At 32.4% G+C, this 26,226-nt stretch carries 23 protein-coding genes and 1 tRNA gene; 3 read left to right on the forward strand and 21 right to left on the reverse strand.

All coding sequences use genetic code 11. The annotated features are described in order from the left end of the window. Positions 1–9: 9 nt before the first annotated feature. From mreC to deoC, 13 genes are all read right to left on the reverse strand, one after another. On the reverse strand, positions 10–891 hold the full coding sequence (gene mreC, locus BMY82_RS02325) for a rod shape-determining protein MreC (RefSeq protein ID WP_091974217.1): 882 nt from the start codon (positions 889–891) through the stop codon (positions 10–12). Positions 892–903: 12 nt separating this feature from the next. Then, entirely contained in the window at positions 904–1,953 is a 1,050-nt protein-coding gene (locus BMY82_RS02330; protein WP_091974219.1) for a rod shape-determining protein, read from the reverse strand. 569 nt (positions 1,954–2,522) lie between these two features. Next, positions 2,523–3,182 (reverse strand): RadC family protein, encoded by a 660-nt coding sequence (radC, locus tag BMY82_RS02335; protein WP_278308729.1) that lies wholly within the window; start codon positions 3,180–3,182, stop codon positions 2,523–2,525. A gap of 190 nt (positions 3,183–3,372) precedes the next feature. After that, complete coding sequence (locus tag BMY82_RS02340; protein ID WP_091974231.1) at positions 3,373–4,227, reverse strand: RnfABCDGE type electron transport complex subunit B; 855 nt, start codon at positions 4,225–4,227, stop codon at positions 3,373–3,375. Positions 4,228–4,243: 16 nt separating this feature from the next. Continuing rightward, positions 4,244–4,819, reverse strand: a complete 576-nt coding sequence (rsxA, locus tag BMY82_RS02345; RefSeq protein ID WP_091974233.1) for an electron transport complex subunit RsxA — start codon at positions 4,817–4,819, stop codon at positions 4,244–4,246. A gap of 13 nt (positions 4,820–4,832) precedes the next feature. Further along, complete coding sequence (rsxE, locus tag BMY82_RS02350; protein WP_091974235.1) at positions 4,833–5,426, reverse strand: electron transport complex subunit RsxE; 594 nt, start codon at positions 5,424–5,426, stop codon at positions 4,833–4,835. Between the two features lie 14 nt (positions 5,427–5,440). Then, positions 5,441–6,007 (reverse strand): RnfABCDGE type electron transport complex subunit G, encoded by a 567-nt coding sequence (locus BMY82_RS02355; protein ID WP_091974237.1) that lies wholly within the window; start codon positions 6,005–6,007, stop codon positions 5,441–5,443. Beyond that, on the reverse strand, positions 6,007–6,990 hold the full coding sequence (locus tag BMY82_RS02360) for an RnfABCDGE type electron transport complex subunit D (RefSeq protein ID WP_180366702.1): 984 nt from the start codon (positions 6,988–6,990) through the stop codon (positions 6,007–6,009). The genes BMY82_RS02355 and BMY82_RS02360 overlap by 1 nt, the downstream gene beginning before the upstream one ends. 19 nt (positions 6,991–7,009) lie before the next feature. Beyond that, positions 7,010–8,353 (reverse strand): electron transport complex subunit RsxC, encoded by a 1,344-nt coding sequence (gene rsxC, locus BMY82_RS02365; RefSeq protein WP_091974241.1) that lies wholly within the window; start codon positions 8,351–8,353, stop codon positions 7,010–7,012. Between the two features lie 281 nt (positions 8,354–8,634). Beyond that, entirely contained in the window at positions 8,635–9,936 is a 1,302-nt protein-coding gene (locus BMY82_RS02370) for a pyrimidine-nucleoside phosphorylase (RefSeq protein WP_091974243.1), read from the reverse strand. A gap of 524 nt (positions 9,937–10,460) precedes the next feature. Continuing rightward, positions 10,461–11,663: a NupC/NupG family nucleoside CNT transporter gene (locus BMY82_RS02375; protein ID WP_091974246.1), complete on the reverse strand. Its 1,203-nt coding sequence runs from the start codon at positions 11,661–11,663 to the stop codon at positions 10,461–10,463. 51 nt (positions 11,664–11,714) lie between these two features. After that, positions 11,715–12,902, reverse strand: coding sequence for a phosphopentomutase (locus BMY82_RS02380; protein ID WP_091974248.1), 1,188 nt, complete (start codon positions 12,900–12,902; stop codon positions 11,715–11,717). Positions 12,903–12,973: 71 nt separating this feature from the next. Further along, positions 12,974–13,642, reverse strand: a complete 669-nt coding sequence (gene deoC, locus BMY82_RS02385) for a deoxyribose-phosphate aldolase (RefSeq protein WP_091974250.1) — start codon at positions 13,640–13,642, stop codon at positions 12,974–12,976. A gap of 460 nt (positions 13,643–14,102) precedes the next feature. On the opposite strand from deoC, the gene BMY82_RS02390 reads away from it, so the two are divergent. Beyond that, a complete protein-coding gene (locus BMY82_RS02390; protein ID WP_091974252.1) occupies positions 14,103–14,897 on the forward strand; it encodes a DeoR/GlpR family DNA-binding transcription regulator in 795 nt (264 codons plus the stop codon). Positions 14,898–15,136: 239 nt separating this feature from the next. Here BMY82_RS02390 and BMY82_RS02395 read toward each other — a convergent pair whose 3' ends face one another. From BMY82_RS02395 to polA, 6 genes are all read right to left on the reverse strand, one after another. Next, a complete protein-coding gene (locus BMY82_RS02395; RefSeq protein WP_091974342.1) occupies positions 15,137–15,961 on the reverse strand; it encodes a carbon-nitrogen hydrolase family protein in 825 nt (274 codons plus the stop codon). A 209-nt stretch (positions 15,962–16,170) separates the two neighbouring features. Then, positions 16,171–17,706, reverse strand: a complete 1,536-nt coding sequence (locus tag BMY82_RS09560; protein ID WP_242938892.1) for an SH3 domain-containing protein — start codon at positions 17,704–17,706, stop codon at positions 16,171–16,173. 680 nt (positions 17,707–18,386) lie between these two features. Continuing rightward, the gene (locus tag BMY82_RS02410; protein ID WP_091974254.1) at positions 18,387–18,605 is read right to left on the reverse strand and encodes a heavy-metal-associated domain-containing protein; all 219 of its coding nucleotides are present in this window, start codon (positions 18,603–18,605) and stop codon (positions 18,387–18,389) included. Between the two features lie 52 nt (positions 18,606–18,657). Further along, positions 18,658–19,212: a lytic transglycosylase domain-containing protein gene (locus BMY82_RS02415; RefSeq protein WP_330386657.1), complete on the reverse strand. Its 555-nt coding sequence runs from the start codon at positions 19,210–19,212 to the stop codon at positions 18,658–18,660. A 1-nt stretch (position 19,213) separates the two neighbouring features. Next, positions 19,214–19,819, reverse strand: coding sequence for a dephospho-CoA kinase (coaE, locus tag BMY82_RS02420; protein WP_091974258.1), 606 nt, complete (start codon positions 19,817–19,819; stop codon positions 19,214–19,216). A gap of 59 nt (positions 19,820–19,878) precedes the next feature. Then, positions 19,879–22,524, reverse strand: a complete 2,646-nt coding sequence (gene polA / locus BMY82_RS02425) for a DNA polymerase I (protein WP_091974260.1) — start codon at positions 22,522–22,524, stop codon at positions 19,879–19,881. A gap of 361 nt (positions 22,525–22,885) precedes the next feature. Between polA and BMY82_RS02430 the strand changes: the two genes are divergently transcribed. Together BMY82_RS02430 and BMY82_RS02435 are read left to right on the forward strand one after the other, a co-directional pair. Next, a tRNA-Leu gene (locus BMY82_RS02430) sits at positions 22,886–22,969 on the forward strand. 250 nt (positions 22,970–23,219) lie between these two features. After that, positions 23,220–24,146, forward strand: a complete 927-nt coding sequence (locus BMY82_RS02435; protein WP_091974262.1) for a selenium metabolism-associated LysR family transcriptional regulator — start codon at positions 23,220–23,222, stop codon at positions 24,144–24,146. Positions 24,147–24,286: 140 nt separating this feature from the next. Here BMY82_RS02435 and BMY82_RS02440 read toward each other — a convergent pair whose 3' ends face one another. Together BMY82_RS02440 and BMY82_RS02445 are read right to left on the reverse strand one after the other, a co-directional pair. Then, positions 24,287–24,607 carry a DUF896 domain-containing protein gene (locus BMY82_RS02440; RefSeq protein ID WP_091974263.1) on the reverse strand — a complete coding sequence of 107 codons (321 nt, stop codon included), beginning with the start codon at positions 24,605–24,607 and terminating at the stop codon, positions 24,287–24,289. A 109-nt stretch (positions 24,608–24,716) separates the two neighbouring features. After that, complete coding sequence (locus BMY82_RS02445; RefSeq protein ID WP_091974265.1) at positions 24,717–26,144, reverse strand: MocR-like pyridoxine biosynthesis transcription factor PdxR; 1,428 nt, start codon at positions 26,142–26,144, stop codon at positions 24,717–24,719. Positions 26,145–26,226 lie beyond the last annotated feature (82 nt).

Here is a 26,226-nt window from a genome sequence, read left to right on the forward strand (position 1 = left end):
ATACATCACCTACTCAATCTTTCTAGGTGGTATAACCATCACATCATTAAGCTTCTTAAAATCTACAAACGGTCTTACTTTTATAAGTTTCATAGATTTACTTTTATCATTTATTACCTTTGTAACTTTACCGATTGGCAAGTTTTCAGGATATAGACCAAGTCCTGAGGTTACTATCTTATCACCCTTTTTAACCTTAGAATTTGAATCGAACAAATATCCCTGCAGTAATTTATTTACATCTGTCAAATCAGACTTTCCTACAGTAGAAGATGTAGTGATTACCCCCTTATCATCTTCTTTTCCCTGTATTTTAAAACTTACTGAGGCTCTTGAGTCAACTAAAGAAATGGCCTTTGAATATCTATTGCTTACGCTGTAAACAATACCAACAACGCCATTTCCATTTATTACGATACTATCCTTTTTTATACCGCTATCTGCCCCTGCATCTATAACAAAGGACTGATACCAATCACCATCGTTTTTACCTACTATACTTGCAGATACTTGGCGCATTCTATCGTCTCCATGGACATAATTTAAAGCTTTTTCAAGTTTTTTAAATGACTCAACCTTACTTTCATCACTTTTCATATCTGTAATCTCTTGTTTTAGCTTCTCATTTTCTTTAGTTAGTTCTCTTACTTTATTCGCATTTCTTCTAAAATGCATTATGTCGCCTACAAACTCACTGACGCCATCTACTGCATCATTAGTATATCTCCCTAAATCCAAAAATACTTCCGCCACCGGATTGTTTTCCAAAAATAATAGCTTGTCACTATTTGAAATAGAAAATGCTGAAATAACAACTACTGCAATTACTATTCCGGCAGTAACAATCGACTTTACAGTAAATCTTCGTCTATTATCTTTATTCAACTTCAAAACAATCACCAACTAACTTTCAGCATTTATCTTTACTATACTTTCAAAAATAGCTTCATTTTCTATTGCTCTACCAGTACCATTAACTACACACTGAATAGGATCTTCTGCAAGTGTTACATCAAGTTCTGTTTCAAACTTTATCAACTTGTCTAAATCTTTTAGAAGCGAACCTCCACCAGTAAGTGTTATTCCCTTTTCCATTATATCTGACGCCAATTCTGGCGGGGTATCCTCTAAAGTTGATCTTATAGCGTCTATCACCTGACTTATAGGTTCTTTAATTGCATCTCTAATTTCTGTAGAGCCTATAGTAATAGTTCTTGGAAGACCTGTCAATACATCTCTTCCACTAACTTCCATTTCTTTTTCTACTTCGTCAGGGTATGCAGAACCTATTGCAAGCTTGATTTTCTCTGCTGTTCTTGAGCCAATTACAATATTGTATTCCATTCTTACAAAATTGACTATAGCCTCATCAAATTCAGCGCCGCCAATTCTAATTGAATTTGCAACTACTATACCACCAAGAGAAATTACAGCAATTTCAGATGTTCCACCACCTATATCTACTATCAGATTTCCTTCTGGATCATTTACATTCAAACCTGCTCCTATTGCTGCAGCCATCGGTTCCTCTATAATATATACTTCTCTTCCACCTGCTTGTATAGCAGCTTCTTCTATAGCCTTTCTTTCTACCTTAGTAATTCCATAAGGTACTCCTATTATTATTCTAGGACTTACTACTCCTTTTGAACCTTTTTGTATAAAGTAGCTAATCATAGCCTGAGTAGCTTCAAAATCTGAAATTACACCATCGCTTATTGGCTTTATAGCCACTATATTTTCAGGTGTTCTTCCCACCATTTCATTTGCTCTTTCACCTACAGCAAGTATTTCATTGTTGTCTTCTCTAATTGCCACTACAGAAGGTTCATCAACTACTATGCCTTGCCCCTTTATATAAACAAGAGTATTTGCTGTTCCCAGGTCAATACCCATATCGTTTGTAATTATATTGTTAATATTAGATCCGAAAATTTTATCAAAGAATCCCATCTCTCTCCTCCTACATTTTATCATTATAAACATAAAACACTAATATTTCATTATTTACATGTCGTGTTCTTAATGTAAACTTTTAACTTATAAATAGTTTTCCTAAATCTAAATATCTTTACATGAATTATATAAATACCTTCAAATAAATCTAAGATATAAATTCTATTTTTCATAAAATATATTTATGAAGGCAAAACTGCCACAGAAATACCTGTCTATTTACAATTTTTCTCTATTATAGTATATCACATCTGAGATAAAGATTTACTTACAAATCAGTAAAATTTTAAACACTCATAATAGTTTTAACTTTGCTTCATCTAATTATTTAGTATAAAAAGAGACTAAATAAAAGTAATTCTTTTAAAGTCTTGCAAATACTGTAATATATCTACTAAGTAAGCAGTTCAAAAGTAACACTTTGTAATATATAAAATAATAAAACGTCTTTTTCATTATCTTAACATTTACAACTGAATAAAACATTAACTAAATACATTTTTACACAAAAAAATACCATTACTTCCTTTTTTCTAAGAAGTAATAGTATTTTGTATTTTACTTGCCTATATATCCCCTTCTTCTTTCATACTATAGTATTCTCCATCTCCTATTATTATATGATCCAAAACTTCTATTCCAATTATTTCTCCAGAATACATTAATCTTTCTGTAATTCTTATATCCTCATCTGATGGCGATGGATTTCCTGAAGGATGATTATGAATTAATATCATGGAATTTGCACTTTTTCTTATCGCCTCTACAAAAACTTCTCTAGGGTGAACTATTGAAGAATTTAGACTTCCAACAGAAACGTCTACATCAGATATTATTTCATTTTTTGTATTCAAAAGTACTATTTTGAAAACCTCTTTTTTCATATATCTCATTTCTTCCATATAATAAATATATATGTCCCATGGATTTTTAATTTTATATTTTTCTGGTATATAGTTAGACACTCTGTTACCCAATTCAAGCGCTGCCTTTATTATGGTTGCCTTTGAAGGTCCTACTCCATCTATATTACATAATTCATCTATGCTCATTTCATGTAAAGATCTAATTCCATTTTCACTTTTTTTAATAATCATAGAGCTCAATTCCAAGGCATTATATTTTTTATTTCCTGTTCTTATTAAAATAGCTAAAAGTTCTGAATTAGAAAGATACTTCACTCCCTTTGACATCATCTTTTCTCTAGGCATTTCATCCTTATTCATATCTTTTATTCTTATATCCATTTTATCCTCCCTACTTTGATTATTCAGTATTATTTTTACAATACTTTTATCCCATACTCCTATATATGTATAGACAAAATAAATATAAAAAAAGCTATTACGGAAATTTTCCGCAATAGCTTTGTATAAATCATATTAAAATTTCTTATAAAAATTAAGTAATATGTATTTACTTAGATTCTGCTTCTTTTGCCTTTTCTTCAGGCTTAGCTGCAGGCTTTACTACAGGTTTCTTTCTTTCCTTAGGCTTAATTACCTTTGTAGGACACTTAGTAGCACACTTGTTACACTGCTTACACTTATCATAGTTGATTCTTGCAAGCTTATCTTCAAATATTATTGCATCGAATGGACATTCCTTTTCGCAAAGTCCACATCCTATACAACCTACTGAACAGTTTTCCTTTACAGCCTTACCGAAATCCTTTGACATACAGTCAACCATTACAGCCTTGTTAGCTGGCTTACTTTCTATCAATCCCTTTGGACAAACGTTAATACATTTTCCACAGTTTACACACTTTTCTTCATCTACAACTGCTACACCGTTTACTACGTGTATTGCATCAAACTTACACACCTGAACGCATGTACCAAGTCCTAGACATCCATATGAGCAACCTTTAGGTCCCCCTATTAATGAAGCAGCAGCTCTACAATCTGTTATACCACTGTAATCATATTTTGTTTTTGCAGATTCACAATCGCCCTTACATCTTACATGAGCAACCATCTTTTCACCAGAACCTGCTTCTACTCCCATTATTCCTGCTACCTTTTCAGCAACAGCAGCCCCACCTACAGGACATCCATTTATAGGAGCTTCTCCTTTTGCGATTGCAGCAGCTAGACCACCACAACCAGGGTAACCACATCCACCACAGTTTGCACCTGGCAATACTGTTAGTATTTCAGCTTCCCTTTCATCCACTTCAACAGCGAATTTCTTTGAAGCAAAGTCAAGGATTATACCAAAGATAAGACCAAGTAACCCTAGGACTATTACCGCATATACAATAAGCATTCTTTAGTACCTCCCCTTATAATTTTATTAGACCTGTGAAACCTAAAAATGCAATTGACATTAGGCTGGCAGATATAAGTGTTATAGGGAATCCTTTGAAAGCTTCCTGTATATTTGCCAATTCAAGTCTTTCTCTAATACCTGCAAATATTACTATTGCAAGTGTGAAACCTATACCGGCACCAACACCGTTTACTAGAGTTTCAATTAAATTGTAGTTCTTAGTTATATTAACTATCGCTATACCAAGAACTGCACAGTTTGTTGTAATAAGAGGTAAGAACACACCTAGAGCCTGATATAGTGAAGGTGAAGTCTTCTTTATTACCATTTCAACGAACTGAACTATAGATGCTATAACAAGAATGAATGCTATAGTCTGTAAAAATTCAAGACCAGTCTTGTTTAATATCATCTGTATGAAGTATGTTATCACAGAAGCTAACGCTATAACGAATGTAACGGCAACTCCCATACCAATTGCTGTATCTGTTTTCTTTGAAACACCAAGGAATGGACAAATACCAAGGAACTGAGAAGTGATAACATTATTTACTAGAACTATATACAAAAATAATAGTATTAATTTCATTATCTACACCCCTTTACGCCTTTTTCTTAGTAATCTTGTTGAATATAGCCATTAAGAATCCTAGAGTTAAGAAGGCACCAGGAGGCAATATAAATAACAATGTGTTAAATGTTGCTGGAAGGAATGTAAATCCGAAGATACTTCCTGCTCCTAGAATTTCTCTAACTGCACCTAGAATTGTAAGTGCTATTGTAAATCCAAGACCCATACCTATACCGTCTACAAATGAAGCAGCTGGACCATTCTTACAAGCAAAACTTTCTGCTCTTGCAAGTATGATACAGTTAACAACTATTAGTGGTATATAAAGACCAAGGGCTTTATCTAATGCTGGTACATATGCCTTTAAAAGCATCTGTACAATTGTTACGAATGTAGCTATAACTACTATAAAGCATGGTATTCTGATTTTATCAGGAACTATCTTTCTAAGTAATGATATTGCAAGGTTTGAACATGCAAGAACTACTGCAGTAGAAAGTCCCATACCCATACCGTTTATTGCTGAACTTGTAACGGCTAGTGTTGGACACATACCAATTACCTGAACAAAGGTAGGGTTCTCATCGATTAAACCATTTTTAAATATTTTACCTAAATTACTCATCTCTTGACCCCCCTTTATTTATTTAAAACATCAAATACCTTGATTGCATCATTTACACCGCTTGTTACAGCCTTTGATGTAATTGTTGCTCCAGATATTGCCTTTATTTGATTATCTCCTGGTGTTCCACTTTTTACAACTTCAATTTCCTTAGCTTCCTTACCTTTGTACTGACCATTGAAAGCTGGATCTGTAGATTTTGCACCAAGACCTGGAGTTTCTGAATTATTACCAACATTAACTCCAGTAATCTTACCGTCCTTACTAATTCCTATTGTAAGTTCGATAGCTCCGCCATAACCTGATGGCTGAGATTTAATTGTATAACCAACTTCATCTGAACCATTTACTCCTTCAAATACTTCTTCTACAGTACTCGCTCCTGCTGAATTGTATTCTGAAACTTCTATTGGGTTAAAGTCTTTTGCTCCTGGTAAAACAGCTATTCTAGCTTCATTACTAGCTTTTTCATTACGCTGTTCTATTACAGGTGCTGTTATTTGGTTTGTGCCGGCTAATAATAATGCAGCTATAGCAGTAAATCCAAATAATGTACCGCCTATTTTAACCATACTATTCATTATTTACGCACCTCCCCAAACACTCTATTATGTACATATTTGTCAATTAATGGAACTAAACAGTTGGCAAATAGTATAGAATAAGATACACCTTCAGGGTAACCACCGTATAATCTTATGCAAGTAGCTATTACAGCTGCTATTGCAGCATATATAATCTGCCCCTTCTTTGTCATTGGTGATGTTGTATAGTCAGTTAACATGAATATACCACCAAGTAAAAGACCACCAGCAAATGTCTGGTAAAGAGCAAATTCTCCGTTGAATCCACCTAATAATAATGTAAGTACGAAAACTAGTCCTATGTATGTAACAGGCATTATATATGATATGATTCCCTTATAAACAAGGTAAATTCCACCTATTATTAATAAAACTGAACAAGTTTCACCAACTGTACCACCTATATTACCGATAAACATATCTACTATAGTTATATTTGCACCATGTAGCTTTTCTACTGCACCTGCTGCTGTTCCCATACCTTCTGCACCTGCAAGCTTCATAAAGCTTAAAGGTGTTGCAGTTGTAACAACTTCAGTAACACTTGGAGCTACCCATGTAGTCATAGCTACTGGGAATGATGCAAGCAGGAATGCTCTGCCTGCTAGTGCAGGGTTAAGGAAGTTACATCCTATACCACCAAATATCATCTTTACAACAACTATTGAGAACACAGCTCCCAATACACACATCCATACAGGAAGTCCTGCAGGAACGTTAAATGCAAGTAATAAACCAGTTACTACTGCTGATAAATCATTTATAGTTGATTTCTTCTTAGTTATCTTGCAATATAGCCATTCTGAACCAACTGCACCGATAACACAAGCAAGAATAGTCACTAATCCACGAACTCTAAAGTAGTATAAACCTGCTAGAGTTGCTGGAAGTAATGCTATTAGAACTTGTTTCATTATATATGAAGTATCTTCTTTTGACCTAATATGTGGTGAAGAAGACACAATCAATTTCTTATCCATTATCTGTTCCCCCTAACTATTATTTCTTCTGTGCTGCAGCAGCTTTTCTTCTCTTAGCACCGATTTCTCTCTTTGCCTGTCTAATTGCAGGTAATAAAAGTCTTCTTGAAGGACATATATATGAACATGATCCACATTCTATACAATCCATCGCTCTACGTCTTTCTGCTTCATCAAAGTCATTCTTTAATGAGTATGCACTTATGAATAATGGCTGAAGGAATGCTGGACATACGTCTACACATCTACCACACTTGATACAGTTCATTGGTTCTGGAGCTGTAGCCATTTCTTCATCAAGTATTAATATACCTGAAGAACCTTTGTTAGTAGATATATCATCTGTATACTGAGCAAGTCCCATCATAGGTCCACCTGCAATCAGTTTTCCTGCCTTAACACCTTCTTTGATGCCACCGCACTGTTCAATAATTTCGCTGAACTTAGTACCTACTTTTGTTATTAAGTTTTTAGGCTCCTTAATACAAGGACCTGTAACTGTTGTAACTCTTTCTACTAGAGGCATACCTTCTCTAATAGCATTAGCTATAGCAGCCGCTGTAGCTACGTTATCAACAACAGCCCCTGCAGCTATTGGAAGTGCTCCTGAAGGAACTTCTCTCCCTGTACAAGCATAAATAAGCTGTTTTTCTGCACCTTCTGGATATTTAACTTGAAGGCTTACAACTTCTACTTCAGGATAAGCTTTTGCAGCTTCTGTCATGTTCTTAATAGCTTCAGGTTTGTTTACTTCTATACCTATAAAGCCCTTGTGTACATCTAAAGCCTTCATTAAAGCTCTGATACCGTACACTACCTTGTCAGGATGCTCTACCATTAATCTATCATCTGCTGTTAGATATGGTTCACATTCTGCACCATTTAAAATTACAAACTCCGCCTTTGAATCTGGTGGAGGAGATATCTTTACATGGTTAGGGAATGTTGCTCCACCCATACCAACTATACCGGCCTCCTTAACTATAGAAACAATTTCTTCCTTAGATAAATCTTCTATATCACCATGTGGTTTAACGCTTTCATGTAGTTCTTCTTTGAAGTCATTTTCTATAACTACACACATAGCAGTACCACCCGGTACGTTACATGGCTTAATTGCCTTTACGACGCCGGATACTGATGAATGAATATTAGAAGATACAAACCCTTGAGCTTCACCAATCTTCTGACCAAGTTTAACTTCTTCGCCAACTTCCACAATGCACTTTGCAGGTGCACCAATATGCTGTTGAAGAGGAATATACACAGTCTGAGGAGCTTTTGCTCTCTCAATTGGTTTCTTGTTTGCATACTCTTTTCCATATGGAGGATGTATACCTCCCTTAAAAGTTAAGAGTTTCATCATGTTACCTCCTATTCATAACTAATATTTACTTTTTTCCTCTACACTAGTATACAACATTTAAGCCTATAAATCTATATTTTATACTATATTTACTAGTAGTAAGATTGACTATTTTTTGTCTATTGCCTTGTTTTATTAATATTTTTTGAAATTATTCATTTTTTAAAAAATATTAAGTATTATTTTAGTTAAGCAAACACATATTATGTCCTAACCATAAAAGACCACCTATATAATAAGTGGTCTTTTTTTTAGTATATTAGTAATGTGAATTTAAACTACTTTAATATTTCTTCTACAATCGGTATTGCATCTACCTCTGTATCTGAGAATGAGAATGTATTATAGAATTCTTCTATCCAATCTTCCTTTAATTCTTCATCATGATAAACAGTACATAAAAGATCTCCCTTAGATACCTTATCACCCTTCTTTGCATTCATCTTTAGACCTACTGCATAGTTTATAGAATCTTCCTTAGTAGCTCTTCCTGCACCTAAATGCATTGCAAGGATTCCTAACTGCATTGAGTGTATGTTTGATACAAATCCATCTTCTCTTGACTTCATTTCAGTTACAAACTTAGACTGTGGAAGAAGTTTTGTATTCTTAATTTGTTCAACATTTCCACCCTGAGCTTCTACCATCTGTAAGAACTTTTCAAATGCCTTACCTGATGATATAGCTTCTTCTAACATCTTTCTTGCTTCTTCCTTAGTATCTGCAACCTTGCCCTGCATTAACATTATTTCCCCTGCACACATACAAAGTTCAGTAAAGTCCTTAGGACCTTCTCCCTTTATAGTTTCTACAGCTTCTTCTACCTCAAGGGCATTACCTATAGTATTTCCTAAAGGCTGATTCATATCTGTAATCATAGCCATTGTATTTCTTCCTAATCTATTTCCTATAGATATCATTGCACTAGCAAGCTTTTTAGCATCTTCTACTGTCTTCATAAAGGCACCTTCACCGAATTTAACATCAAGTAATATTGTATTAGATCCAGATGCAAGTTTCTTAGACATTATTGATGATGCTATAAGTGGTATAGCATTTACAGTTGCAGTAACATCTCTTAGAGCATAAAGCTTTTTATCGGCAGGAACTAGTTCTCCAGTCTGTCCAATTATCGCAAGACCTATTTCATCTACCTGCTTTTTAAATTCATCTTCAGTAAGGAATATATTTAAACCGTCTATTGATTCAAGCTTATCAAGAGTACCACCTGTATGTCCAAGTCCTCTTCCTGACATTTTAGCAACCTTTAGTCCGCAAGCTGCAACCATTGCACCTAAAGCCATTGAAGTCTTATCTCCAACTCCGCCTGTAGAGTGCTTATCTGCCTTTATTCCTTCTATACAAGATAGATCTATTACATCTCCGCTATTCATCATTGCTTCTGCAAGTGTAGCTGTTTCTCTTTCGTCCATTCCGTTAAACACTATTGCCATTAAAAGGGCACTTGTCTGATAATCAGGTATACTTCCGTCAGTAACCCCATCAATCCAGAACTGTATTTCTTCATCTGTTAAAGCCTGATTTGTTTTCTTCTTTTCTATTATATCTGTAAATCTCATAATATTTTCTCCGGTTTCCCGGCCTCCTTTATAAAAATTTAAATAACGATTTCCCAAAGCTAAATAATAACAATTTCGAATTATTATTTTAATCAATAAGCTTTTGTTAAAATCTTTATATTATTCCTTTTTAACTCTTTAAAATTTTCCAATTATTTTAAAAATAATAAAAATAGTTTTAAAGAGAAATGCCGCAATCTCTTTATTTTAATATACACTTTTTTATTTAATACTTTTTTAATATACTTTCATATTTTAGAATTTACTTATCTTTTCATTGTCAATAATATTAATCTTTGTGAATTTTTATACACGACATAGTATTCTCAATTGATATCATAAATCCCACTATATAAATTGTTTTATATAATCTATATATATGACATACTGAATATTTTACTTTTTTTATACATTTTAGATCTTTAATTATACATTTTTATTGGTTTTTATTTCAGAAAATCCATCCCCTCGGCTAAAAAACCGAGGGCTGAATTTCTTATTTTGGTTAAAATTTTCTACTATAACTATATCAACATTAATAGACCAACTATTAGAGAAGAAAGTAAACTTACACAGAATCCTCCTACCATACCTCTAATACCTAATCTTGCTAGAGTTGACTTCTTTTCTGGGCAAAGTATAGCTATACCTGATACACACATACCTATACTTCCCACATTGGCAAAACCTGCTAGTGATATACAAAGCATTAATGAAGTTCTAGGATCCATTCCTGCTAGTATTGGAGCAAGCTTTCCATATGCAACGAACTCATTAAGTACAAGCTTAGTACCTAAAAGTTCTCCAGCCTTTAATACATTTCCACCATCAAGTCCCATAAAATATCCTATTGGAGCAAATATATAAGATAGTATTCCTTCTAGTGAAACACCGAAGTTTCCTAATATACCATTTATTAGTGCAACTATAGATATAAATGCTATAAGTGCAGCACCGATAGCAAATGCCATCTGCATACCGTCCATAGCTCCTGAAGAAAGAGCATCTATAACATTTTCATTCTTACCTTTTCTATCCATCTTTACTTCACCGATTTCATTAACCTGTTCAGTCTGTGGACAAATTATCTTAGAAATAATTACTGATCCAACTGGAACTAATGTTGAAGCAATCAGTAAAGCTTCCATTGGTATACCTAAAGCAACATATCCTGCTATTATACTTACTGACATACTTCCCATACCTGAAACAAGAACTAACATGATTTCACTATCTGTCATTAGTCCAAGATACTTACTTACTAGTATTGGAGAGTCTGTCTGTCCAAGGAACATATTTGCTACGGCAACAAAACTTTCAACTTCTGAAGTCTTGAATACCTTGCCAAGTAACCATCCTAACTTAGAAACTATAAATCCTAGCACTCCAAGATAGTAAAGTACACCTACTAAACCAGAGATGAATACTATATTACCTAGTGTCTGGAATGCAAATATAAATCCTGTTGGAGCTGTTGGAAGTCCTAATGAACCAAATACGAACTGTATACCTTCACTACCATATCCTAATACTGAAGCAACTCCGTCACTTACTTTAGAAATTACTGCTCTACCTGCTGGTACTTTTATTATTAGGGCAGCTATAATAAACTGAATAATAAAAGCCTTTAGAACCTGCTTCTTGTCAACAGCTTTTCTGTTATACGAGAATAGGTACATTAGCGCAAGTATTAATATAATACCTACAATATTTAATAAAACCTTCATAAAACCTCCTGGTGATTTTTTAAATCCCTTTTTTATTTTTTATATTATTTTTTATTTAATAACCTCTTTTAAAAAACTTTTGCCAGAAATTTGTCCTGGAGTATCGAATATTTCTGATATTGTCTTAGCTATATCAGAAAAACTATCTCTAGTCTTAAGATCTACACCTGCTTTTATATTCTTTCCATAAATAAGCATTGGTGTATGTTCTCTCGAATGATCTGTACTTGGAGTCGAAGGGTCACAACCATGATCTGCGGTTATAATTACAACATCATCATCTTTCATCTTTCCTATCATTTCTCCAAGCTGCTTATCAAAGTCTGTTGCTGCCTGAGCATATCCTTCTACATCATTTCTATGTCCATACTTCATATCGAAGTCAACAAGATTTACAAAACATAAACCATGGAAATTTTGATCCATTAATCTAAGTGTAATGTTCATTCCATCTGTATTGTCCTTCATCTTGTTAGTTGACTGAATACCCTTACCAGCAAATATGTCATATATCTTACCTACACCTATTGTATCCAATCCCTTTTCAACCATTTCATCCATTACTGTTCTCTGTGGAGGAACTAATGAATAATCGTGTCTATTAGGAGTTCTCGTAAAGTTTCCTTCTTCACCTACAAAAGGTCTAGCTATTACTCTACCTACACCTAATCTATCTCCTTGAAGAAGTTCTCTTGCTATTTCGCAGTACTTGTAAAGTTCAGGAACGCTTACAATTTCTTCATGTGCAGCTATCTGGAATACAGAGTCTGCAGAAGTGTAAACAATTAAATCTCCTGTTTCCATGTGATGTTTTCCATAGTCTCTAATTACATCTGTACCTGAATATGGCTTGTTACATACACACTTTCTTCCTGTTCTCTTTGAAAATTCTTCAATAAAATCTTCTGGAAAACCATTTGGGAATGTTGGTAAAGGACTGTTTGATACTATCCCTGCTATTTCCCAATGTCCTATTGTTGTATCTTTACCCTTAGAAGCTTCTTTCATTCTTGCAAAACTTCCTATAGGAGCAGATACTTCCTTTCCTAATTCAACACCTTCTATATTGAATAGACCCATTTTCTGTAACCATGGTGTGTTGTACTTTTCTGATTTGACGATTGCCGCTAAAGTATTGCTACCTTCGTCTCCATATTCCTTTGCATCAGGTAATTCACCTATACCATAGCTATCTAAAACTATAAGGAATACTCTTTTTATCTTATCAGTATTTGACATATTATTTCGAGTTATAGCCTCTAATTGCTTAACTCTTCCTCCCTTCGTAATGTATTTACTTTCGGTTAGATTTAATATTCTCCCTTTGTATCCATACCCTTAAGCATCTTTACAGCAGAACTTGTTCCTATTCTATCGCATCCTGCTTCTATAAAAGCTATTAAATCTTCAACAGACTTTACTCCACCTGCTGCCTTCATCTTTACATTTTCGCCAATATGTTTCTTGAATAATAGTATATCTTCCATAGTTGCTCCAGCTGTACCAAATCCAGTAGATGTCTTTATATAGTCAGCTCCTGCATTTGTAACTGCCTTACACATAGCTATTTTTTCTTCTTCTGTTAAATAACAAGTTTCGATTATTACTTTTAAGATATGACCCTTACAAGCATTCTTCAAAGTTCTTATTTCTTCTTCAACTTTATCGAAGTCTCCATTTTTAACATCTGATATGTTGACAACCATGTCGATTTCCCCAGCACCATCTGCTAGTGCATCTTCAATTTCCTTAACTTTTGATCCAGTTGAGTTGTATCCTAGAGGGAATCCTACTACTGTACAAACATTCAGCTTATCTCCGTACTTTTCCTTTATTCTCTTTATATATGACTGTGGAACGCATACAGAAGCAGTTTTGTATTCAACCGCTTCATCGCAAAGAAGTTGGATATCTTCCCAAGTTGCAAATGCCTTTAACTGTGTGTGATCGATGTGACTTAATATTGATTCTTTATTCATTTTATAACCCTTTCCCGACCTCAAATGTTTGTGTTCAAACAATCACTTTTATAGTATAAACACATTGAGACCTTTTTGTAATATGATTAACACAATTTGTATTAGTTTTTTACTATAATAATTATCGTTTTTTTCTATAATTATTTTTATAGTATGGTTTTCCTAAATGCTAAATCTTGTGTCCTTTGATTTAAGTTTTATTTTATTAAAAATTTTATCAATCTATAAATTATAATACACTTTTGTTTTATGTTTGTCAACGTTTTTCTGTGCGAACTTTAACATTTTTTTCTATTTTCTTTTGAACTATCACTTTTATAACAAAAAAATCTCCCTTTTCTCACAAAATATGATATAATATATATATCTTTTTAAATACTTAAATATATAATAATCTATGTAATATATATTCTCCCCGAATTTTATATTATATGGATAGAACTTGTAAGGAGGAGACAACTTGTCTAAAAAGGAAGATAGAATAAATGGCCTCGTGACCATTTTAAAAGAATCCAACGGTGCTTCAGTAAAAGAGCTTGCCGCTGAATTCGGTGTTTCTGAAATGACTATCAGAAGAGATTTAAAGGAACTTGAAGAAAGAAATATCATCGACAACTTCTATGGTGCAGCTGTTTTTAATCCTAGAGAAGATAATCCCTTAAATCTCAAAGATGAGAATGAAATGAACTATACTATTAGTGAAAATTCTCATCTTATGGAGTTTGAAAAAAATAAAATAGGAAAAAAGGCAGTTGAATTCATTGAAAATGACGATGTAGTTGCCATAGATGTCGGTACTACCACTGAAAAACTTGCTCAGAATATAGATGATGACCTTAGTTTTACAGCGCTTATTTTTAGTGCAAATAATCTTATTCATCTTTTAGGAAAACCAAATGTTGAAATCGTCCTGCCAGGTGGTTCATTTCATAGAGATACAGGAATGTTTGAATCATTGGAAGGTTTATCTATAGTAGACAATACAAGAGCTACTAAGCTTTTCCTTTCAGCAGCAGGAATTCACGATAGATTAGGTCTAACTTGTGCCTATCCATATGAAGTTGCCGCAAAAAAAAGAGTGATAAAGAATTCTTTAGAGGTAATTCTATTAGCTGATTCCACAAAGTTCGGTAATGTTTCCCCAGCGTTTATATGTGATATCGATTGTGTGGATAAAATAATTACAGACTCAGGCATAAGCGAAAAATGGATTAAAATAATTAGAGAAAAGGGAATAGAATTAATTATTGTATAAATAAGTTATACTAGCTGCTTATTAATCTCCTTTACTCTGGAGTATGATAATAAAAACCATAATATAAAGATAGGGTGTCGAACTTGAATCGATACCCTATTTTTATATTTAACAATATTGTAGCATTCACTCTATATTTTATATTAATTTTATACTTTGTATAGATTCATTATATTTTCTATAAATTCTCTATCTTTATTAATTTTACATTTACTAAGAACTGTTAATATTCCATCTCTTTACTTATATTTTAGTTTATAGAGATCTTTTCTTAAATGCTTTAAAAGAGGCAATTGTTCTCTTATTTCATAAACTCTTTTTCTATCTATATCTGAATAAATAATTTTTTCATCTGTATCTGCATTTTCTAAAACCTTCCCCCAAGGATCAACAATCATGGAATTTGCATAAGATACATAAGACTGACTTTCATCTCTTGCTGGAGATGCTGCTGCCATATAAATCTGATTATCCACAGCCCTCATTCTTAGGGATATTTCCCAATGAGCAGGTCCAGTTGTCATATTAAATGCAGCAGGAAGAGCCACTAGTTCTGCTCCCATTTCAGATAATATTCTAAAATACTCTGGAAATCTTACATCATAACATATTGCTATTCCAATTTTACCAAACTTTGTATCTACTACTGTAAAATCTTTACCCGCTGTTAAAACATCACTTTCCTTAAAATATTGACCACCCTTGATATTTATATCAAAGAGATGTATCTTTCTGTGACGCCCTATTACTTCTCCAGACTCATTATAAACGTAGCAAGTATTAAATATACTATCTCCTTCTTTTTCAGGTATAGAACCCGCCACAAGAACTATAGAACACTCCTTTGCAATTTTCATCATTTCTAAAGATGTTTCTCCTGGAAATTCTTCTGCATATACAGGAAAAGATGAATTATTATAAGGAGAATTAAAAATTTCAGGAAGTATAACTAGGTTGGCACCTTTTTGGGCAGCCTCTCTTATCATATCTTTTGCCTTAGATATATTTTCTTTTTTATTATCTGTTACTTTCATTTGAACTACTGCTAATTTATACTTTTCTATCATAACTTCCTCCTATCAAATTTTTATCTCTTGACTCTATCTTAATACATTAAAAGCTATTTATCCACATACTTCAACTTTTTTCTTAATAACTTTTATATATACATTGAATTTTATATGAAAATATATTTTTTATATTTACTTTTTTATTTGAAATAAAAAAATAGCACTACGAACTTCGCAATGCTATTAATATATTCATTATTTAATTAAGCAAATCTTCTAGCACCTAGACAGTTTACCCATCTTTCTGATAAGCTTGATATCTTTACATATTCTGGTCTACTTGCTGTACCACTTGCATGGATAAACTTTCCTTCTCCAAGGTATATACCAACATGACTTGTTCTACCATTACCCATTGTATCAAAGTATAGTAAGTCTCCAGCCTTTGCCTGACTAACTGCTACTCCTGTACCAGCCTTTGCCTGATCTCTAGATACTCTAGGTATATCTATACCTAATGCATTCTTGTAAACATACTGAGTAAATCCTGAGCAGTCAAATCCTGCAGTAGTTGTTCCACCCCAAGAGTATTTAACACCTAATAGAGACTGAGCAACATCTACTACCTTCTGAGCAGCTTCTGTTGATCCCTGATTAGCAACCTGAGAATTAGAAGTTGTAGTTTCAGCTGATTCCTTTATATTTGTTACAGAATCGCTGCTAGTCTTAGTTATGTAGTTTGCACCAACATATCCTATACTTCCATTATCAAGTTTAACCTTGTACCAGCCGTTTTCTTCACCTATTATATTAACTACTGAATTATTCTTTAAAGTTGTTAATACTGAAGTGTTAGTTCCTGCACCTGCTCTAACATTAAGACCTACAGAACTGTTTACCTTACCCTGATTAGTCTTAGCAGCTTCCTGAGAAACTACAGTTTCTTCTGCCTTAGGATCATCTTTTGAAGTATCCTTTGAAGCATCCTGTTCAGGTTTCTTATTATAGTCTGTTATATTTGTCTTGTCTTCTTCTTCAGTTAAGTCTATGTACTTACCATTAGCCCAACCAGTTGTTCCATCATTAAGAACTACCTTTACCCAACCGTTAGGAGCTTTTTCAACAACCTTAAATATTTCTCCCTTGTATATTACAGAAGATACACCATTAGAAACTGATGGACCCACTCTAACATTCAAAGCAGCTGTTGAGTTAAGCTTACCGTTTGAAGTAACCTTAGCTGGCTGATTAGCATCCTTACTTGATTCCTTTATGTACTTGCTTCCATCTACATTTTCTTCCTTTACTGAACTATTCTGTGCAGAATTGGCTTCTGTATTTACATTGTTGTTTGTTGTAGATGCATTATTGTTATTTGTTGTATTTGTATTATTGTTATTTGTTGTATTTGTATTATTTACTGCGTTATTTTCATTATTTGTTGTCTGGTTATTTGCTTCAGTTGTGTTTTCAGTCTGAACATTCTGGTTTGCTTCAGCTTGTGAATTAGCATCATTAGTCTGTGCTGTTTCCTTATTATCTTCTCCAGATACATAATATCCACTTACCCAACCATTCTGTCCATCTTCAGTCTGAACCTTAGTCCATCCATCCTTAGTCTCCTGAACCTGAAGATTTGCTCCAGCCTTTAATTCTGAGACCTTATTTGAAGTTGCGCTTGGGTCCTGTCTTAGGTTTATGTCTGTCGTCGTCTGAGCCTGTTCCATTGCACTGGCGTTAGAAACAGATATCGCTACAGCTGCTGCACCTAACCCTAATACTGTCATTGCTTTTTTCATCTAATTCTCACCTCTCGTTATTTTCTATTCCCTATATATTTCCGACTCTTAATTGTCGCTATCTTTTGTTACTATTTTTAAATTTTATTTTCGATTTTATAAACTTCCCTCGTGGAAATTTTGATTACATTCTTATAATACATCATATTATTACAGTTTGTAAAGCTTTTTTTTGAAAAAATGTCATTTTTACAGTAAACTTTGTTACTTTTAGACACTATTTTGTAACTATTAGCTTCTTGCAAGCATTTATTTCTGTTACTTTTTTGTAATTTTTTTGTTTTTTATATTTTTTTTATTTAAATTCCCATTTTTTAGTCTAAATTCTAGTTTTTTTAGACGCTTTTTTATTTTTTATGGAAAAATTATAGATATTATATATTTATATATACATTTTTTTGTAATATTTGCATTCTTACTTTCTTTATTTATTGTCTAATTTTTCTTTTCAATACTCTCTAAGCACTAAAATTACTTTTTATTTCTATTATATATGCCAGCTCATTATTTTTTATCTAATTTAGACAGGCAAATTACTTTCCATAATATCTTTAGTTACATAATATATCACTCTTCAATAAATATATCAAGTCTTTTAAAATACTTACTTAGCAAAAAAGACAGACCCGAAGGTCTGTCTTTTTTATTCCTATTCTTTTATCATGCTATTTATAGCCATGCTATATATTTTTTATTTCCTTAAGCTCGAAACCTAGCTCTTCTACAGCATCTTTTAGAATATCTTCACTTACCTTATCATCAAGCTCAACATCTGCATATCCACCATCAAGATTGATTTCAACTACTTCAAGCCCTTCTACATCTTCTGTCAATACTGCATTTAATCCCTTTACACAGTTTTCACAATGCATTCCTTCTATTATTAATCTCTTTTTCATGACACTGCTCCTTTTAATGTAAATTTTACTACTAAATTAGTATATACCCACTTTATTTGTAATATACATAAATCTCTCTGTATTTCCTATAATTTTTTAAAACTTTTTCAGTATACTGCGAAGTTTCCTTAAATGGTATCTGAGTTAAAGACTTACCGTCATCACTATACTTGGAGGACCTTAACCATTTTCTAACATTTCCTGATCCACCATTATAAGCAGAAATCATCAAACTTAAATCGCCTTTAAATTCTTTATTCAATCGATGCAAATACCACGTTCCCATCCTAATATTAGTTTCTGGGTCATGTATGTCGGCATTTTTTAACTTGAGCTCTTTTGCTGCCCACGAAGCCGTAACGTCTGTAATCTGCATCAAACCTGCAGCCCCCTTAGAAGAAACTGCATCTGGATTAAATTTACTTTCTGTTTTTATAATGCTGTAAATAAGGTATTTATCAACCTTATATTCCTCGGAGTACTTTTCTACATACTCAGAATACTCAGTTGGATAAAATATTCTTTCTATCTGATTGTAGTTTACACATAGCACAACGGTCAATAGCATGATAGATACTAATGCAATTTTTTTCAGTATCTCCTTCAAACTAGATTCCCCCGTACTCATATTTCCATTTTTTTATTTCTTCAAGTAATTTTTCCGTATTTTTCTTTAAGTCATCTAGAGTAGAAGAGTTGTCAATAACATAATCTGCTCTTTTCACCTTCTCCATCTGACTCATTTGACTGTTTATTCTTTTCAAAGCTTCTTCTTCTGATATAGCATCTCTTAAAACGACTCTCTTAAGCTGCTCGCTATCTTTACAATAGACCACAACTAGTTTGTCTACCATATCATCAAATGCCGCCTCGCAAAGAAGCGCAGCATCTAATACGGCTATATGTTTTTTTTCATTAGCTTCTTTTAATCTTTCTAGAACAACTTCTTTTATTTTTGTGTGAGTAAGCTTGTTTAATAACTCTAGTTTATCCCTATCTGAAAAAACTATCTTTCCCAATTCATTTCTATCTACTTTAGAATTTTTTATGGCACTTGGAAAATATTTTTTTATTTTTTCAAGCATATCCTCGTATTCATATATTTCTCTTGAAATAATATCAGCATCAATAATCTCAATACCGTGCTTTTTTAGTTCATTAGAAACACTGCTTTTTCCACAGCCTATATTCCCTGTTAAACCTATTTTCAGCATTTATAATCCCCGCCTATTTATTTTCTATTTAATATATGACAATAAGATTTCTTTGTCAACTACTTTGTTTCGTACCATGAATCTCCAGTATTTAAGTCCACATCTAAATCTACACTTAAATTGACTGCATTTTCCATTTCACTTCTAAGAAGTTCCTGTACCTTTTCTATTTCTTCTTCTACAGCTTCAACAATCAGCTCATCGTGAACCTGAAGTATTAGCTTAGAATATAATTCTTCTTCCTTTAATCTATTGTATACATTTACCATAGCTATCTTGATAATATCAGCTGCACTTCCCTGTATAGGGGCATTCATAGCCGCTCTCTTACCTCTATTTTTATCCATAAAATTGCTTGATTTTATTTCTGGTATATATCTTCTTCTATTAAACATAGTTGTAGAATAGCCTAAATCTTCAGCAGATGAAACAATATGATCCATAAAGCCTTTTATGCTTCCATATTTTGCAAAGTAGCTTGCTATATAGTCCTTAGCCTTTTTCTGAGATATTCCCAAATCTTTCGCAAGTCCAAAATCACTTTTACCGTATATGATACCAAAGTTTACTGCCTTTGCAGCGCTTCTAAGTTCTGGAGTAACATCATCAAAGTCAACTCCAAATACCTGTGAAGCAGTCTTTCTATGTATATCCTCTCCGCTTTCAAAGGCTTCTATCATATGTTCATCACCACTCATATGTGCTAAAACTCTTAATTCAACCTGTGAATAATCGGCATCTACTAATTTTTTGCCAGGCTCAGCTATAAATACTTTTCTTATTTTTCTTCCCATTTCAGTTCTTACAGGAATATTTTGCATATTAGGATCAGTTGAAGATATTCTTCCTGTTGTAGCAACAGTCTGATTAAATGAAGAATGTATTCTTCCATCTATCGGATTTACCAAAGCCTTAATACCATCTATATATGTAGATTTAAGTTTCACTACACTTCTATACTCACCTATTAAATCTATTATAGGATGTTTATCACTTAGCTTTTCTAGAACCTCTGCATTTGTCGAATATCCTGTCTTTGTCTTTTTCACTACTGGCAGTTCTAATTTTTCAAACAGTATTACACCTAACTGCTTAGGAGAATTTACATTAAACTCTTCTCCTGCATATTCAAATATCTTGCTTTCTGTTGATTCTATAATTTCATCAAATTCTTTGCCTAGGTCATCAATGATTTTTTCATCAGTATATATTCCTGAATATTCCATATCTCCAAGAACTTCTATAAGAGGCATTTCCACATCATAAAATAACATTTCCATGTCATCTTCTTTTATAACATTTTTCATCTTATCTATTACGCCATAAACTGTGCTCATAATTCCAGCTGCATAATCATCTAAATCTTTTATATCTACATCTGGATAATCTACAGCCTTTGCCCCCTTACCTAAAAGGTCTTCCTTAGAAGTAACCTTTCTATAAAGGTATTTATTGGCTATTATGTCAAATTCATAAGAAGTTGAAGACTTTGAGTCTATAATGTATTCAGCTATAGATATATCAAAGGCAATTTTATCAAGTTCTATACCATAAGGTCTAAGAGCTAGATAATCTTGTTTCAATTCATATCCAATTTTTTCTATATCTGCATCTTCTAATATATCCTTTAATTGCTCAATTTCTTCACCTTCAAGGAAGTACATTTTTTCAGACTCTGTTGATAGATATGTTCTATATATATTCTTTTCTAGAATATTGCCTGCTCTTACAAAAGTCTTTATAAAGACACTTCTCTTTTCCCTAACTTCTGCTTTGAATTTTTCAATATCTTCTAGTTTTTCTATTTCTATTTTTATTTCTTCTACTTCTTCATTTGAAAATTCTCCAATCCTTGATATAAGGCTATTGAATTTAAGATTTTTAAACTCTTCTATTACACTTGGCATATCAAAATCACCAAAGACCATATCGTCTAATTTGTAATCTAGAGGAACATCTCTTACAATAGTAGCAAGTTCCTTACTCATTATTGCAGATTCCTTATTTTCTTCCATTTTTTTCTTTTGTGCTCCCTTTAGCTTATCTATATTATCAATAACACCTTCTACACTTTCAAATTGAGTAAGAAGCTTGATTCCTGTCTTTTCTCCTATTCCAGGAACACCTGGTATATTATCTGATTTATCTCCCATTAATCCCTTTAGGTCTATAAATTGAGATGGAGTTAAGCCATATCTTTCTTTTACAGCTTCTGTATCATAGGCTTCCATTTCTGTTATACCTTTTTTAGTAATTAATACTGTAGTGTCATCCGATGCTAACTGTATAGCATCTCTATCTCCAGTTACTACATATACCTTATAACCTTCTTTTTCAGCGGCTAGAGAAAGAGTACCCAAGATATCGTCAGCTTCATAGCCTTCTATTTCTTCCCTATCTATATTCATTTTATCAAGAAGATTCTTTAGAGGCTCAAACTGCTGTGATAATTCCGGCGCAGTCTTTTTTCTTCCAGCCTTATATTCAGAATAGGATTTATGTCTAAAAGTCGGAGCTTTTAGATCGAATGCTACTGAAATATGAGTAGGCTTACACTCATTTATCACCTTAAACATCATCGTCAAAAATCCGTAAATAGCATTTGTATGCACACCTGCTCCATTATCCATTGGAGGTAGTGCAAAAAATGCTCTGTTTATGATGGAATTTCCATCTATTAAAAGTAAAGTTTTTTTATCTGTCATATTATCCTCATTTCTTTTTCATATTATACATATCGATAGCTAGATATTTTTTCCAAGTCAATATAGAATTACTTCTAAATTTAAATCTACTTTAAAATATATTATTTCAAAGTATTTTATCTGACTATCTAATTTCCTTTTCATCTCTATCCTAAAAGCAAAAAACATTTCTATTTTTTAGCTATTTTCAACTAGCTATCACCATATAAATTATACCACAAATTCTACTTCATAAATTTTTTTATTATTTTTTATAATTAACTTGTTTTTTATCTCTCATTATGCTAATATATTACATGTACTTGATAACGCTTTGTTTTTAAAGTATTTTAAAATTCGTTATTAAGATATACAATTGTGCGCCGCTGTGGCGGAATTGGCAGACGCACAGGATTCAAAATCCTGCGGTAGCAATATCGTGCCGGTTCGACCCCGGCCAGCGGCACTGTTGCCGGCCATGAAGATTAATTTCTTTATGGCTTTTATTTTGTAAAATTTTAGTTATAGTTTTATTTATGCAAAACTTTGTTATTTTTTTGTATAAGTACATCTAGATTAAAAATCTTTAAAATTATCAATATTATGCTAGTATTTGTATTATAGCTAAATATAGTATGATTCTATAATATATATTTCATTTATCTATAAATATGTAGTATAATAGTAGTGTAATTTATTTTTATGGAGGTGAATTGATGGACATCAAACAACTTGAGGTTTTTGTTGCAGTTGCAAAGCACAAAAGTTTCTCTAAAGCCGCAAGAGAACTTTTCTTAACACAGCCGACTGTTAGTTCTCATATTCAAAATTTAGAAAACGAAATGCAGACTGTTTTATTAAATAGGAATAATAAAACTATCACTCTTACAGACTCGGGACACATTCTTTACAATCATGCTATTGTAATACTTAACGATTGTAAAAAGGCTGTTTACGACATAAAGGAGTATTCAGGTAAAATAGAAGGAAGCATTAGTATAGTATGTAGCTCCGTTCCAGAAGCGCATCTATTCCCTAGTTTCCTAAACAAGTTCTGTGAAAAATACCCTAATATTACCTTTACTATAAACCACTGTAACTCAAATCTCGTAATTCCAGAAATATTAAGTGAAAGAGCTACTTTCGGTATTGTCGGTTCAAAGCAGAAGCATCCACATATTGATTATTACGACTTGATCAATGATGAGCTTGTTTTAATCTGTCCTCCTGATTGTGAGATAGAAAACGATAACGGATATATAGACATCGAAAAACTAAGAGATTTGACCTTTATTATGCGAAAAGAAGGCTCTGGTACTAGAAATGTAATTATAAAGAAATTAAATGCAAGTCCAGTTCCACCATCAGCACTAAAAATTAGAGCTTATGTAGAATCTAACAATGCAATAATTGAGATGGTAAGAAATGGCTTAGGATGTTCTTTTGTATCAGAAATATCAGCAAGATATTTGATAGACAAAGGAGAATTAAAAGAATATAGAATCAAAAATCATCCATTTGACAGAAACTTCTATTTTATATTCTCTAAAAAGAAAGTATTCACACCAACAGAAAAGAAATTCATCGAATATCTAAAGGATTTCTACGATCTAGATATTGATTTGCAAATATTTTCTTCATAAATATTTTATTGAAATTTGTTTTCCGTTTATTAGTTCATCGAAATTTTGTTAAAAAGAACTTTTAATCATATAAACTAAAAAACCATATTATCGATTTATACGATAATATGGTTTTTATTTTACCTAATTTTTCCATTTAATTAAATCTCTTTTTTTATTTCTGAAGCTACTTCTTCTACCTCTGCTTCTAATTCCTCATCTATTTCTTCAGCTATTTCCTCTACTTCTTCTATTTCCTCTTCAATTTCTTCCTCTATAGCTTCTGTTACCTCTTCTGGATGAACAACCTTTATATTGCTTAGCTGTTGTCTAAATCCTGCTCTAAAATTTTCAAGAAATTCTTTTCTTAGACCTGCTCTTTCATCAGTTTCTTCCTTAGTTAATTCTCTTTCCTTGGCAATTTTTGCAAGCTCATTTATTCTAGCTAATTTATCTTTATCAAATTCATTAATCATATCCATAATATTACCTCCTTATTTAATACCAATATTCTGAATAACATTATACTATAAGTATTCTTATTTTTCCACATTATTTATTTTTTTATCAAATTTTATAATTAATTAACTATTACTGTAATTCGCTATTATCTATCTTAGATAAATTAGAATTTTTTTGATAAAATTCATCAAGGCTATCTGCAATAATATCGACAGCTTCTTTGATTCTTTCTACAGATTCCCTAGCTATATTTATTCTAAAGAATCTATCATCTATTTCATTATCAAAATACATAGATCCTGGTTGAAGAGCTACCTTCTTTTCTAACATAAACTTTGTAAAGTCATTAGAAAAATAACCTCTACTTAACTCTAAAAAAAAGTTAATTCCACCCTTATTATCTATTATATTCAATCTTGATCCTAGCTTTTTATGTATATATTTATAACATTCTACATATTTTTGTGTATATATTTTCTCTACATTGATTATATGATTTTTCCAATTAAACTTATCCATATAATAATAAAGAGATTTCTGTATAAGTGTAGAAGTTGATATATCTGAGCTATACTTGGATATAAGAACTCTATTAATAAGTTCTGTCGGAATATCCATTACACCTACTCTAAGCCCCGGCATAAGTATCTTAGAGAAACTCTTTATATAAATTACCCTATTATATTTATCATAGCTCTTTAAAGTTCTATTGTTCTCTGATAAAAATCTAAAATCACTTATAAAATCATCTTCTAAAATATAAAATCCATATTCTTCTGCCATTTCAATTAATTTTTTCTTTTTATTTTCCGAATAGCTAATCCCCGTTGGATTTTGAAAGTTTGGCATTAAATACATTAATTTTGGTCTTAACTTCTCTAACTTCATTTTTAATATACCTATATCTATTCCGTCCTCTAGCATAGGTACTGTAACAAGCTTCGCTCCTCTGCTTTTTAAAACGTCTATTGCACCTGCATAAGTAGGTTCTTCTATAAATACTATATCTGAATAGTCTATCATAGCCTTAGATACAATATCTATCCCCTGCTGAGCCCCTGATATTACCATTAAATTTTCTGTAGAAGTGTTAACATGAAAATTGCTTAAATACTTTCTCAAAACTTCTTTTAACTCTGATATTCCATGTCCATCATCATAATTAAATATACTTGCATCATCATTTTCCAGAGCCATATTAACAGCCTTTTTAAAATCTTCTATTGGAAATATGTCTGGAGATGGATTCCCACTATCTAATCTATAAAACTCTTCATCATCTTCAATATGTCTGACATCGTATTTCTCAGTCTTTAGAGATACAAATGTGCCACTTCCTACTCTTTTTATAACATATCCGTCTGACTCGAGAAGCTCATATGCCCTTACTACTGTTACGCTATTTACATTCAATAATTTTGATAGTATTCTTATAGGGGGAAGTTTTTCATTTGAGCTAAGCTTTCCATCCACTATCATAGATTTAATCTTATTATATACTTGTAAATACTTGCACTCTTTTCCATTAAATTCTAATCTATAAATCTCAATATCCATATTATCCCACCTATCTTTCATATAAAGGAAACTTCAATCATTTTATTAATAAACGTTTTTTATATTTTATTTAAAATATTAC

Source organism: Peptostreptococcus russellii (genome assembly GCF_900110295.1).
GTDB classification, from domain to species: domain Bacteria; phylum Bacillota; class Clostridia; order Peptostreptococcales; family Peptostreptococcaceae; genus Peptostreptococcus; species Peptostreptococcus russellii_A.